The sequence below is a fragment of the Streptomyces sp. NPDC006385 genome, assembly GCF_040612485.1.
Lineage (GTDB): Bacteria > Actinomycetota > Actinomycetes > Streptomycetales > Streptomycetaceae > Streptomyces.
Window position 1 is genome coordinate 80,331 of record NZ_JBEXQG010000006.1, and the last position, 13,063, is coordinate 93,393.

Below are 13,063 nucleotides of genomic sequence, written 5' to 3' on the forward strand. Positions count from 1 at the left end.
ATGGGTGACCGCTGGTGACCGCTTCTACGGCATCCACCGAGCCGGCACGGGCGCGGCAACCGAACCAAGAACACGGAGCGTCTTCATAGAGAACGCCGGGGGGCGTAGACCATGACAAGTCAGGGCGGCGGAGCGTCTCAAATCCATGTCCGTCATGCGAATGGCCCAGGGAGGGCGACCTTTGCGGACGTAGGGTTGATCCTGGGAAGGCTTGCGGGAAGGCCATGCCCAGACAGCCGCCTCGAAGGAGGTCCAGTTCAGTGACCAGCCAGGTCAGTAGCCCAGCGGAGCAGGCCGACGAAGCCGTCGTGGGAGAGCAGCGCAAACCGGCAGGGACGAAGGACGTCCGCCGGCTGGACCGGGTGATCATTCGTTTCGCGGGGGACTCGGGCGACGGTATGCAGCTCACCGGCGACCGTTTCACCTCGGAAACGGCGTCATTCGGCAACGATCTGTCGACGCTGCCGAACTTCCCGGCCGAGATCCGTGCCCCCGCCGGGACCCTGCCGGGCGTGTCCTCCTTCCAGCTGCACTTCGCCGACCACGACATCCTGACCCCGGGCGACGCGCCGAACGTGCTGGTCGCGATGAACCCGGCGGCCCTGAAGGCCAACGTCGGTGATCTGCCGCGCGGCGCGGAGATCATCGTCAACACGGACGAGTTCACCAAGCGGGCGATGCAGAAGGTGGGCTACGACGTCTCGCCGCTGGAGGACGGCTCGCTGGACGGCTACAGCCTCCATCCGGTGCCGTTGACCACCCTGACGGTGGAGGCGCTCAAGGAGTTCGACCTCACCCGCAAGGAGGCCGAGCGCAGCAAGAACATGTTCGCGCTGGGCCTGCTGAGCTGGATGTACCACCGGCCGACGGAGGGCACCGAGAAGTTCCTGAAGTCGAAGTTCGCCAAGAAGCCCGACATCGCGGCCGCCAACATCACCGCCTTCCGCGCGGGCTGGAACTTCGGCGAGACGACCGAGGACTTCGCCGTCTCCTACGAAATCGCCCCGGCGACGGCCGCCTTCCCGGTCGGCACCTACCGGAACATCTCCGGCAACCTGGCGCTGTCCTACGGACTGATCGCGGCGTCTCGCCAGGCGGACCTGCCCCTGTTCCTGGGCTCGTATCCGATCACCCCGGCCTCGGACATCCTGCACGAGCTGAGCCGGCACAAGAATTTCGGCGTACGGACCTTCCAGGCGGAGGACGAGATCGCCGGCATCGGAGCAGCGCTGGGGGCCGCCTTCGGCGGCTCGCTGGCGGTGACCACGACGTCCGGTCCCGGCGTGGCCCTGAAGTCGGAGACCATCGGGCTCGCCGTCTCGCTGGAGCTGCCGCTGCTGATCGTGGACATCCAGCGCGGCGGGCCCTCGACCGGTCTGCCGACCAAGACCGAGCAGGCGGACCTGCTCCAGGCGATGTACGGCCGCAACGGCGAGGCGCCGGTGCCGATCGTGGCCCCGTGCACCCCGGCGGACTGCTTCGACTCGGCGCTGGAGGCGGCGCGGATCGCGCTGACGTACCGCACTCCGGTGATGCTGCTCTCCGACGGCTACCTGGCCAACGGCTCGGAGCCCTGGCGCATCCCGGAGCTGGACGAGCTGCCGGACCTGACCGTGCAGTTCGCTCAGGGACCGAACCACACCCTTCAGGACGGCAGCGAGGTCTTCTGGCCGTACAAACGCGACCCGCTGACCCTTGCCCGGCCGTGGGCGATCCCGGGCACGCCGGGACTGGAGCACCGGATCGGCGGCATCGAGAAGGAGGACGGCACGGGCAACATCTCGTACGCCCCGGCCAACCACGACTTCATGGTCCGTACCCGCCAGGCCAAGATCGACGGCATCGAGGTGCCCGACCTCGAGGTCGACGACCCGCACGAGGCGAAGACGCTGGTGCTGGGCTGGGGCTCGACGTACGGCCCGATCACGGCCGCGGTCCGCCGCCTGCGCAACGCGGGCGAGTCGATCGCGCAGGCGCATCTGCGTCACCTGAACCCGTTCCCGCGCAACCTGGGCGTGGTACTCGGACGCTACGAGAAGGTGGTGATCCCCGAGATGAACCTCGGCCAGCTCGCCACCCTGGTCCGGGCGAAATACCTGGTGGACGCCCACTCGTACAACCAGGTCAACGGCATGCCGTTCAAGGCGGAACAGCTCGCCAAGGCGCTCAAGGAGGCCATCGATGGCTGAGACGTCCACGGAAGGCACGGGCACGATCGAGGCGCTCTCACTCGTCCCCAAGGCCGACGCGCGCCAGTCCATGAAGGACTTCAAGTCCGATCAGGAAGTGCGCTGGTGCCCCGGCTGCGGCGACTACGCGATCCTGGCCGCGGTCCAGGGCTTCATGCCGGAGTTGGGCCTGGCCAAGGAGAACATCGTCTTCGTCTCGGGGATCGGCTGTTCGTCGCGCTTCCCGTACTACATGAACACGTACGGCATGCACTCCATCCACGGTCGCGCCCCCGCGATCGCGACGGGGCTGGCCACCTCGCGGCGCGACCTGAGCGTGTGGGTGGTGACCGGTGACGGCGACGCGCTGTCGATCGGCGGCAACCACCTGATCCACGCCCTGCGGCGCAACGTCAACCTCAAGATCCTGCTGTTCAACAACCGGATCTACGGCCTGACCAAGGGGCAGTACTCCCCGACCTCCGAGGTCGGCAAGATCACCAAGTCGACGCCGATGGGCTCGCTGGACGCGCCCTTCAACCCGGTGTCCCTGGCGATCGGCGCGGAGGCGTCCTTCGTGGCGCGCACGGTGGACTCCGACCGCAAGCACCTCACCCAGGTCCTGCGCGAGGCCTCCGCCCACAAGGGCACGGCGCTGATCGAGATCTACCAGAACTGCAACATCTTCAACGACGGCGCCTTCGAGATCCTCAAGGACAAGCAGCAGGCCGAGGAGGCGGTGATCCGCCTGGAGCACGGGCAGCCGATCCGCTTCGGCGTGGACGGTGCGCGCGGCGTCGTACGGGACGCGCAGACCGGTGACCTGAAGGTCGTCACGGTGACTCCGGAGAACGAGTCGCAGATCCTGGTCCACGACGCCCACTCCGCGTCCCCGACCACGGCCTTCGCCCTGTCGCGCCTGGCCGACCCGGACACCCTGCACCACACGCCCATCGGCGTGTTCCGCGCGGTGGACCGCCCGGTGTACGACACACAGATGGCCGACCAGCTGGACTCGGCGATCGAGCAGAACGGCAAGGGGGATCTGGCGGCGTTGCTGGCGGGCGGGGACACCTGGACGGTCGTCGGCTGACCGGCTGGTTCGAACAGGAGGGGGAGCCGGGGTGCCGTACGACACGGCGCGGCACGGCACGGAGCCGCACGGCACGGCCCCCAGGCTCCGCCGGTAGGCGTGCGGGCGGACGTGCAGGCGTTTCAGGAGCCGCTCCTGCGCGCGTCGTACACCTCCCGCGCCTCCTGCACCTCCCCCATCCGCCGCTCGGTCCACAGCGCCAGGGCGCGCACCTGCTCCGCCGCCTCGCGGCCCAGATCGGTCAGGGAGTAGTCGACCCTCGGCGGGATCACCGGCTTGGCATCGCGGTGGACCAGGCCGTCGCGTTCCAGGGTCTGGAGGGTCTGGGTCAGCATCTTCTCGCTCACCCGGCCGATGGCGCGGCGCAGTTCGCTGAAGCGGTAGGGGCGCTCAAGGAGTTCGATCAGCACGAGGACGCCCCAGCGGCTGGTGACGTGCTCCAGGACCTGGCGGTGCGGGCACATCTCCGCGCCGAGGTCGTACTTGTTCGCCGTCACATCACCCACGCTACTTACCGCCATGCCAGTACCTTACTTCAAAGTGGGTACTTTCGTTCAGTTAGCGCTACTCCTAGGGTTAGTGTCCAACCCACCCCATAGGAGTTCTGAACCATGAGCATCGTCGTCACCGGAGCCACCGGACACCTGGGCCGCCACGTCGTGGGGCAGCTGCTGGAGAAGGTTCCGGCCGACCAGATCACCGCCGTCGTCCGCACCCCCGAGAAGGCCGCCGACTTCGCCGGGCGCGGCGTACGGGTCGCCACCGCCGACTACAACACCCCCGAGACCTTCGACGGACTGTTCGCGGCCGGCGACAAGGTGCTGCTCATATCCGGCAACGAGTTCGACAAGGGCCGCGTCGGCCAGCACCAGGTCGTCATCGACGCCGCCAAGGCCGCCGGCGTCGCCCTGCTCGCCTACACCAGCGCCCCCGGCAGCCTGACGGCCGCCCTCGCCGACGATCACCGGGGCACCGAGAAGGCGCTGCTGGAGTCCGGTCTGCCGTACGCGCTGCTGCGCAACGGCTGGTACCACGAGAACTACACCGAGAACCTCGCCCCGGTCCTGGAGTACAACGCGGTCACCCACGCCGCCGGCGAGGGCCGCGTCTCCTCCGCCGCCCGCGCCGACTACGCGGCCGCCGCCGTCGCCGTACTGACCGGCGAGGGACACGAGAACAAGACGTACGAGCTGGGCGGCGACGTGGCCTGGAGCTTCACGGAGTACGCCGCCGAGCTGAGCCGGCAGACCGGTAAGGAGATCGCCGACAACGCCGTCTCCGTCGAGACCTTCGCCGGCATCCTGACCGGCGCCGGGCTGCCCGAGCCGTTCGCCGCGATCCTGGCCGGCGTGGACGCCTCCATCGCGAAGGGCGAGCTGGTCGTCGACAGCGGGGATCTGTCCCGTCTGACCGGCCGCCCGACCACTCCGATCGCCGAGTCGATCGCGGCCGCGCTCAAGGGCTGAGGTCGTTCGGGGTTCGGTTCCTGCTTGCGCCCGCCAGCGCCCCTCGGCCGTCTCTCCCTCGCGTGTCATGACCGTATGGCGATACGGACATGACACGCGGGGGTGTTCGGCATTACCTTCGTGCGTGCCGTCGCATGAGCGCGGCAGGCGAGCGCAGCGGGTGAGCGCGGGAAGGTGGGGCCGTGGCCGGGACGTCACAGGGCGAGCGGCGTGTAGGACTGCTGAACGGCTTCGCGGCGTACGGGATGTGGGGGCTCGTCCCCCTCTTCTGGCCCCTGCTGAAGCCTGCCGGGGCCGTCGAGATCCTCGCCCACCGGATGACCTGGTCCCTCGTCTTCGTGGCGGTCGCGCTGGTGGTCGTGGGGCGCTGGGCCTGGGCGGGTGAGTTGATACGTCAGCCGCGGCGGCTGGCGCTCGTCGCCGTGGCCGCGGCCGTGATCACCGTGAACTGGGGCGTCTACATCTGGTCCGTGAACACGGGCCACGTGGTGGAGGCCTCGCTCGGGTACTTCATCAATCCACTCGTCACCATCGCGATGGGCGTCCTGCTCCTCAAGGAGCGGCTGCGGCCCGTGCAGTGGGCGGCGGTAGGGGTCGGGTTCGCGGCGGTGGTCGTGCTGACCGTCGGGTACGGCCGACCGCCGTGGATCTCCCTCGTGCTCGCCTTCTCCTTCGCCACGTACGGGCTGGTGAAGAAGAAGGTCGATCTCGGCGGCGTCGAGTCGCTGGCCGCGGAGACCGCGATCCAGTTCCTGCCCGCCGTGGGGTATCTGGTGTGGCTGTCGGCGCACGGGGAGTCGACCCTCACCTCCGAGGGGCCGGGGCATGTGGCGCTGCTCGCGGCCACCGGCGTCGTCACCGCCCTGCCGCTCGTCTGCTTCGGCGCGGCCGCGATACGGGTGCCGCTGTCGACGCTGGGGCTGCTGCAGTACCTGGCGCCGGTCTTCCAGTTCCTGCTCGGGGTCCTGTACTTCCGCGAGGCGATGCCGGCCGAGCGGTGGGCCGGGTTCACGCTGGTGTGGCTGGCGTTGACGCTGCTGACGGCCGATGCGTGGCGCTCCGCGCGGAGGGGCAGGGCGGCCGAACTCAGCGCGCCGAGGATCGAGAAGCCGGCGTCCGCCGCGGTGGATGCCTGAGGGCCGGGGACGCCGCCTGGCCGCCATGGACGCCTGAGCGTGGTGGGTGCCTGAGCGTGGTGGGTGCCTGAGCGTAGTGGCTGCCTGAGCGTGGTGGCTGCCTGAGCGGCGATTCCCGTTGCCAGCCCACTCACCAACCCCATATGAGTGGTCGCATGACTCAGACACCCGACGCCACGCCCACCCCGCTCCACTGGAAGCTCGTCATCGACTGCGCCAACCCCCAGTCCCAGGCCGACTTCTGGGCCGCCGCGCTGCACTACGAGGTCGAGGACAACAACGCCCTGATCGAGCGGCTGCTGGAGCTCGGCGCGCTGCCGCGCGAGGCCGTGGTCGAGTTCCACGCCCGTCTCGCCTTCCGGGACCTGGTGGCCGTACGGCATCCGGACGACCCGTACGACAAGGACAGCGGCACCGGGCTGGGCCGTCGACTGCTGTTCCAGCGCGTGCCGGAGGCGAAGACCGTCAAGAACCGGCTCCATCTGGATCTGCACGCGGCGGCCGGGGAGCGCGAGGCGGAGGTCGAGCGGCTGGAGGGGCTGGGAGCGAGTGCGCTGCGGCGGGTGAGCGAGCCGGGCGGGGAGTGGGTGGTGCTGGCGGATCCGGAGGGGAACGAGTTCTGCGTGCAGTGAGGCACACCGGTTGGGCCGGTCCGGACAGGTTGGGCCGGTCGGGCCGGTCGGGCCGGTCCGGACAGGTTGGGCCGGTCGGGCGAGTCGGGCTGGCCACGCAAGTCGGGTCGGCCGGGCTGGCCGTTCTTCGGTGTGAATTCCCTGTCTTGTAACGGCTCTTGACCAAGAGTCAGGGGCGGCTCCACCATCCAGGCACCCCATTCACTGTGGATCCCTGCGGTCACCCCACAGGGTTCCCCCTGGAATTCGGAGCCCCCCACATGAAGCTCCCCTTCTCCGGGCGCGCGATGGCGGCGGGTACCGTCGCCGCCGCCATGCTGCTCACCGGCGGGTCCATAGCCGGCGCGGCACCCGCGCCCTCGGCGGCCGCCGCTCCCGACATATCCGTGGCGAGCGTAAAGGCCCACCTCACCCAGTTGCAGTCGATCGCCACCGCCAACGGCGGCAACCGCGCGCACGGCCGCCCCGGCTACAAAGCCTCCCTCGACCATGTGAAGGCCAAGCTGGACGCGGCCGGTTACACCACGACGATCCAGCAGTTCACGTCCTCCGGCCGCACCGGCTACAACCTGATCGCCGACTGGCCCGGCGGTGACACCACCCAGGTCGTCATGGCCGGCTCGCACCTCGACAGCGTCTCGTCAGGCCCCGGCATCAACGACAACGGCTCCGGCTCGGCGGCCGTTCTGGAGACCGCGCTGGCCGTGTCACGGGCCGGATACCAGCCCACCAAGCATCTGCGGTTCGCCTGGTGGGGCGCGGAGGAGCTGGGGCTCGTCGGCTCCCGCTACTACGTCAACAACCTCTCCGCCACCAACCGCGCGAAGATCAGCGGCTATCTGAACTTCGACATGATCGGCTCCCGCAACGCCGGTTACTTCGTCTACGACGACGACCCCGCCATCGAGAAGACCTTCAAGGACTACTTCGCCGGCCTCGGTGTCCCGACCGAGATCGAGACCGAGGGCGACGGTCGCTCCGACCACGCGCCGTTCAAGAGCGCGGGCGTGCCGGTGGGCGGGCTGTTCACGGGCGCGAGCCGTGCGAAGACCGCCGCTCAGGCGGCCAAGTGGGGCGGTACGGCGGGGCAGGCCTTCGACCGCTGCTACCACTCGTCCTGCGACACCACCTCCAACATCAACGACACCGCCCTGGACCGGAACAGCGACGCCGTCGCGCACGCGGTGTGGGAGCTGTCGGCGTAGGCAGAGCCCTCGGGTTCAACCGGTGGGCGGTTCGGCCGACTTGGCGGCACGGGCGGTGAGGCGGTCCATACGGGCGCGGGCCGACTCCAGTTCCTCGATGTCCTCGGCGGCCGGACCGCCCTCGGCCGTGAGGTCGGTCCACAGTCCGATCAGGTCCCGGCCCAGTTCGAGCCCCAGGGCCGGGTCCCTCACCGCTCGCCATGCCGTGGCCGCGCCGTGCAGGCTGCCGTACGCCGCCTCCGCGTCCCGGGCGCGGTGGTGCGTGCGGGCCACGTCGAAGGAGAGACGGAAGGCGTGCGCCGCGTCGCCCGCCAAATAGGCGATGTACGCGGCCAGTTCGCGCATCCGGAGCACCTCGGCGTGCTCCGGCCCCAGCACGGCGGACGCCTCCGCGACGGTCCGTTCCGCCAGCTCCGCCGCCTCCGCCGTACGGCCCGTCGCCACGGCCTCGTTGATCCGCGTCATCTGCTCGGCGAAGGGGGAGGTGTCGGCGGCGGTGGTCGACGGCCCGTCCCCGAGCACGGCTTCGGCCACGGCGTCGAAGCCTCGGGGTGGGGTGGGTTTGGGGTCGGGGTCGAAGTCGGTGGCGGGGGTGGGGGTGGGGGTGGGGGTGGAGGTAGGGCGCGAGGTGGGGGCGGAGCACGAGGTGGGGGTGGGCTGCGAGGCAGGTACGACCCGGTCGGGGCGCGGGGCTTCGCCCGGTTGCGGGCTTGCGTCCATCAGGGGCGGCGGGCCGAACTCCCCGAGCGGCGGTGGGAACGCGCCGGGCACCGCGTCCCGCACCGGCTCGGGCGTGGCGCGCAGCCGGAAGGTGGGCGAGGCGTCCTGCGCCGGGCCCGGCAGGGGTCGTAGGACATGCGTGGGTTTGTCGCTGTACGGCGCCGAGGGCGGCGTCGGGAAGTCGGACGAGGCGGGCGGTACGGGCGCGGCCGGAGGCTCCGACGATTCCGGCGACACAGACGGTGCCGGCGACACAGGCTGTACCGGCGCCACAGGCGGTACGGGCTGCGGCGGCCGTACGGGCTGCGCGGGCGGTACGGGCCACGCGGGCGACTCCGTGCTGTTGCCCGTGCCCGGCCATGCGTCATCTCGCGGTGCCGTCGGCTGGTCAGGCGGTGCTGTCCGTACGGGGTCCGCGGTGAAGCGGCTGGAGCCGTCCGCGTCCACCCGCAGCGGGACGACGTAGCCGATGCGCTCGTCGTGGATGCTGGCGTGCACGGGATGGCCTGAGGCCACGGCGATGCGCTGGAGGTGGGTCAGGACGGCGTGCTGGATCTCCTCCCCGGGGGCCGCGGTGATGGGAACGCCACCGATCGACGCGCCGCCGGCGCCCGGCCCGACGGCAGGTACGCGCACGTCGATCGGAGCTGCCATGGAGGCCGCCCACGCCTCGGCGCGCTTCTGTTCCCGCTTCTTCGCGCGGCTGAGTCGAGACATCGCTTCCCTCACTCGCATGCGTCGGGGAGTTCGCGGACAGCGGGGTGGGGGTTCCCTCGTGCTCCCCTCCGCCGTACGCTCCCTTTCCCCGACGGCCGGATCCGGTCGTACCGGCCGGACACGTCGTACACCTGTGGTCGAGTCTCTCCGGTCGCGCGCGGCGCGGAGGTCACCGGGGCGTCACAGACTCGTTCCAGGAGCTTGTGCCACGTCACAGCGTTCTCATGCCTGGCGCGAAGATCGGTGGCGTGAGAGGGAGGAGTGCGGGCATGCGCACTGACATGCACGTGCGACAGGGGCGGCGTGAGCCCGGGCCCGAGATCTGGCTCCGCGGACCGGTGGCGTTGCCGGAGGAACCGGCGCCCTCCCGCACCGCCGGCGCGCCCCGGCGCTTCTCCTGGGTCGGCACACACGGCGGGGCCGGTGTCTCCACCCTCGCCGCGTTCTACGGCGGTCAGGACTGCGGACGTGACTGGCCCACGCCCGCCGATCCGCCGTCGGTACTGCTCGTCGCCCGCACGCACGCGACCGGGCTGGCCGCCGCCCTGGGCGCCCTCGATGTCTTCCGGCGCGGGGAGGCGCCGCACGGGCTCGACCTCGATGCCGTCGTCCTGGTCGCGGACGCGCCGGGGCGGCTTCCGCGGCCGCTCGCCGAGCGCGTCAAGGTGATCGAGTCGGTCATCGATGTGTACCGGGTGCCGTGGGTGTCGGCGTGGCGGCTCGGTGATCTGAGTGGACGTCCGCCGCGGGAAGCGGAGGCGCTGGCGCGGTTGACGGGACGTTCGCGCTGAGTCCGGCGGCTCAGGTGGGTGGGCGCGATGCCCTTGCGGGCCCTTGGAGGGGAGCCTTGAGGGGAGGGGCCTGAGGGGGTTTCTGAGGCGAACCCTCGCGGAGAATCAGCCTCATGACGACCGCACTCGGTTCCGCCCCGGACTCGGTCCCGGATCCGGCCCCCGATATCGCCGCCCTGTCGGCCGAGGAGATCGCCTCGGCCGTACGCTCCCGGGCACTCGGCGCCGTCGACATCGTCACCGCGGCACTCGAACGGATCCGGCACGCCGACCCCGTCCTGTGCGCCTTCATCGAGGTATGGGACGAGGAGTCACTCGAACGGGCCGGCGAGGTGGACGCTCGTGTCGCCGCGGGTGAACGGCTGCCGTTGGCCGGTGTCCCGATCGCGGTCAAGGGGAGGCATGGGCTGCGCACCGCGGGTCCGCTGATCGCGGCGGGGTGTGTGGCGGTGGGGGCGACGTCCGTTCCCGGGCCGGGAACTCCCTGGCAGACCTGGGGGCTTGGCCGACACGGCCGTACGGTCAACCCCTGGCGTCCCGACCGTACGCCGGGCGGCTCCTCCGCGGGTTCCGCGGCGGCGGTGGCGGCGGGGCTCGTGCCGCTCGCGACCGGGAGCGACGGGGCCGGGTCAGTACGGATTCCGGCGGCGTGGTGCGGGGTCGTCGGGCTGAAGGTGACCAACGGGCGGTTCCCGTCGACCGACCGTACAGGGCTCATGGCGCCGGGGGTGCTGGCGCGGTGCGTGGGGGACGTGGCGGCGTACTGGGAGGTGTTGTCGAGGGCTCCTCGGGGCGCGGGGCCGGGAGCGCACCCGGCAGCGGCGCGGGGCGCGGGGCCGGATGCCGACGGGCCGCCCTGCGAACGTCACGGACCCGCCGACCCCCACGGCGACCCACCCGGCACCCACGACGCCCCAGCAAGCGAATACGCCCCACCAACCGCCATATGGTCCCCCGACCTCGGCTTCGACTCCCCCGACCCGGACATCGTCTCCGTCGCCCACTCCGCGGCCGTACGGCTCGCCGAGGCCGGCGGGATACGGCTCGTGCGCCCGGGCGCCCCCGTCCACCTCGTCGACCCGGCCCCCGCATGGCTCGCCCTGCGGACCCCGAACGCCGAGCCTGCACCCACCCCCATCCCCATCCCCGCCACCACCCCCGCCCCCGCTCACCGCATCCGAACCGCGAACGACAGCCGCCTGGCCGCCCTCTTCGCCGACACCGATCTGCTGTTGACACCGACCGTCCCGACCCCGCCGCACGGCCACGAGGGCCCGGGAGACCGGTACTCCACCGCCCTCACCTGGGCTTTCAACCTGAGCGGGCACCCGGCTATCAGCATTCCGGCAGGGCTCGGGCCGGACGGGTGTCCGGTCGGACTCCAGTTGGTGGCGGCACATGGGGCGGAACCACTGCTGATCGAAGTGGCGGGAGTGGCCGAGCGACACACCGGACCCTGGACATCTCCATGCGCACGCATATAATGCACGTGCGATTAATTGTCGTACGCCGACCAATGTGGCCCCGTGGTACCGGGCCGACTGTTTGGGGGACCCATGACCCGCCGCTTCCTGTTCGTCCTCGGCAGCAGCCGTTCCGACGGCAACACCGAGTTGCTGGCCCGCAGGGCCGCCGAGCAGTTGCCCGAGGCTGTCGAACAGCACTGGATCGACCTGGCCGCGCATCCGCTGCCCGACTTCGAGGACCTGCGGCACGACAGCGACCACGTGCGCCCGACGGAGGGCAACGTGGCGCTGCTGCTCGACGCGACGCTCGCGGCGACGGACGTCGTGATCGCCTCGCCCCTGTACTGGTACTCGGTGTCCGCCCACGTCAAGCGCTACCTCGACTACTGGTCGGGCTGGCTGCGCACCCCCGAACTCGACTTCAAGGCGACGATGGCCGGGCGCACGCTGTGGGGCGTCACCGCGCTCGCGCACGAGGAGCGGGAGGTCGCCGACCCGCTGGTCGGCACGCTCAACAACTCCGCCGCGTACATGGGCATGCGCTTCGGCGGGGTGCTGCTCGGCAACGGCAGCAAGCCCGGTGACGTGCTGAACGACGCCGAGGCCCTCGCCCGCGCGAAGACGTTCTTCGCCCAGGAGGCCCCGCTCGCCCGGTTCCCGTACGAGACCGACTGAAGCCGAATGGAACCCACTCGATGAGCTGAGCCGTGACGTCCTTTCGATGAACTAGGCCGTGATGTCCTTCGCCGTGAACCTCGCCCACGCAGCGGAACCGAACACCGCCGCGTAGAGGGCCTGCACGCCGAGGTTCTTGACCAGGTCGTCCCAGTAGACGGGATCGCGCATGAGGTCGGCGAAGGACAGCCAGTAGTGGGAGAAGAAGTACGGCTGGATCGCGTGGAGCTGGGGGATCTGGTCGAGGATCTGGACGGTGATCAACAGGCCGACGGTCGTCGCCATCGCCGCGATGCCACTGTTGGTCAGCGTCGAGACGAATAGGCCGAGCGCCGCCATGCCTATGAGTGACGCGGCGACGACCAGGGCGATCAGCAGGGCTCTGCCCAGCCCTTCCGCGAAGCTGATCCGCGTGCCGGAGATGGTCGTCAGGTCGCCGAGTGGGAAAAGCAGCGCCCCGACCGTGAGTGCCGAGACCGCGACCACGAGGGTGGCCACCAGGCAGAACGTCATCGTGGTCGCGTACTTGATGAGGAGCAGGCGAGTGCGGCCGGCGGGGGCGACGAGGAGATAGCGGAGGGTGCCCGCGTTCGCCTCGCCCGCTATCGCGTCGCCCGCTATGACGCCGATCGCCATCGGCAGGAAGAACGGGAGCGTCGCGGCCAGGGCGGTGAAGACCAGGAACAGGCCGTTGTTGGTGATCTGCGAGATGAACGCCGGGCCACCGCCCTGCGGACCGCCGCCTCCCATCGATCCACCGTCACTGGTCTCGATCTTCACGGCGATCCCGACCAGAATCGGCACGCCCGCCAGGACAGCGAGCAGCGCGAGGGTGCGCCAGCGCCGGAAGGTCGTGAGCAGTTCGCTGCGGAGAAGACCGAAGGTCCACAAGGGGCTGGGCTTACGGCTCAACGGGCTCGCCCCACGGATCAGCGGGCTGGGTTCACGGCTCGACGGCTTGGGCTCGCGACTCGACGCACTGGGTTCTCGGCTC

The 13,063-nt window shown here is 70.6% G+C and carries 12 protein-coding genes; 9 read left to right on the top strand and 3 right to left on the bottom strand.

Annotated features, from left to right (window positions below; all coding sequences use genetic code 11):
- Positions 1-260: 260 nt before the first annotated feature.
- Positions 261-2,189 carry a 2-oxoacid:acceptor oxidoreductase subunit alpha gene (locus tag ABZ078_RS06520; protein WP_356572217.1) on the top strand — a complete coding sequence of 643 codons (1,929 nt, stop codon included), beginning with the start codon at positions 261-263 and terminating at the stop codon, positions 2,187-2,189.
- Positions 2,182-3,261: a 2-oxoacid:ferredoxin oxidoreductase subunit beta gene (locus ABZ078_RS06525; protein WP_356572219.1), complete on the top strand. Its 1,080-nt coding sequence runs from the start codon at positions 2,182-2,184 to the stop codon at positions 3,259-3,261. The genes ABZ078_RS06520 and ABZ078_RS06525 overlap by 8 nt, the downstream gene beginning before the upstream one ends.
- 122 nt (positions 3,262-3,383) lie before the next feature.
- On the opposite strand, the gene ABZ078_RS06530 is transcribed toward ABZ078_RS06525, so the two are convergent.
- Positions 3,384-3,782, bottom strand: coding sequence for a helix-turn-helix domain-containing protein (locus tag ABZ078_RS06530; protein ID WP_356572221.1), 399 nt, complete (start codon positions 3,780-3,782; stop codon positions 3,384-3,386).
- A 90-nt stretch (positions 3,783-3,872) separates the two neighbouring features.
- On the opposite strand from ABZ078_RS06530, the gene ABZ078_RS06535 reads away from it, so the two are divergent.
- From ABZ078_RS06535 to ABZ078_RS06550, 4 genes are all read left to right on the top strand, one after another.
- Complete coding sequence (locus ABZ078_RS06535; protein ID WP_356572223.1) at positions 3,873-4,727, top strand: SDR family oxidoreductase; 855 nt, start codon at positions 3,873-3,875, stop codon at positions 4,725-4,727.
- Between the two features lie 182 nt (positions 4,728-4,909).
- Complete coding sequence (gene rarD, locus ABZ078_RS06540) at positions 4,910-5,863, top strand: EamA family transporter RarD (RefSeq protein WP_356572225.1); 954 nt, start codon at positions 4,910-4,912, stop codon at positions 5,861-5,863.
- Between the two features lie 155 nt (positions 5,864-6,018).
- Positions 6,019-6,495: a VOC family protein gene (locus ABZ078_RS06545; protein ID WP_356572227.1), complete on the top strand. Its 477-nt coding sequence runs from the start codon at positions 6,019-6,021 to the stop codon at positions 6,493-6,495.
- A gap of 260 nt (positions 6,496-6,755) precedes the next feature.
- Positions 6,756-7,700, top strand: a complete 945-nt coding sequence (locus ABZ078_RS06550) for a M28 family metallopeptidase (protein ID WP_356572229.1) — start codon at positions 6,756-6,758, stop codon at positions 7,698-7,700.
- Between the two features lie 15 nt (positions 7,701-7,715).
- Here the strand turns inward: ABZ078_RS06550 and ABZ078_RS06555 are convergent, their stop codons facing one another.
- The gene (locus tag ABZ078_RS06555; RefSeq protein ID WP_356572231.1) at positions 7,716-9,137 is read right to left on the bottom strand and encodes a tetratricopeptide repeat protein; all 1,422 of its coding nucleotides are present in this window, start codon (positions 9,135-9,137) and stop codon (positions 7,716-7,718) included.
- Between the two features lie 269 nt (positions 9,138-9,406).
- On the opposite strand from ABZ078_RS06555, the gene ABZ078_RS06560 reads away from it, so the two are divergent.
- The 3 genes from ABZ078_RS06560 to ABZ078_RS06570 all read left to right on the top strand — a co-directional run bounded on the left by ABZ078_RS06560 (position 9,407) and on the right by ABZ078_RS06570 (position 12,069).
- Positions 9,407-9,928, top strand: a complete 522-nt coding sequence (locus ABZ078_RS06560; protein ID WP_356572233.1) for a DUF6668 family protein — start codon at positions 9,407-9,409, stop codon at positions 9,926-9,928.
- 113 nt (positions 9,929-10,041) lie between these two features.
- Complete coding sequence (locus ABZ078_RS06565) at positions 10,042-11,412, top strand: amidase (protein WP_356572235.1); 1,371 nt, start codon at positions 10,042-10,044, stop codon at positions 11,410-11,412.
- Between the two features lie 72 nt (positions 11,413-11,484).
- Positions 11,485-12,069: an NAD(P)H-dependent oxidoreductase gene (locus tag ABZ078_RS06570; RefSeq protein WP_356572237.1), complete on the top strand. Its 585-nt coding sequence runs from the start codon at positions 11,485-11,487 to the stop codon at positions 12,067-12,069.
- A 51-nt stretch (positions 12,070-12,120) separates the two neighbouring features.
- Here ABZ078_RS06570 and ABZ078_RS06575 read toward each other — a convergent pair whose 3' ends face one another.
- Positions 12,121-12,981 carry an ABC transporter permease subunit gene (locus ABZ078_RS06575; protein ID WP_356572239.1) on the bottom strand — a complete coding sequence of 287 codons (861 nt, stop codon included), beginning with the start codon at positions 12,979-12,981 and terminating at the stop codon, positions 12,121-12,123.
- Positions 12,982-13,063 lie beyond the last annotated feature (82 nt).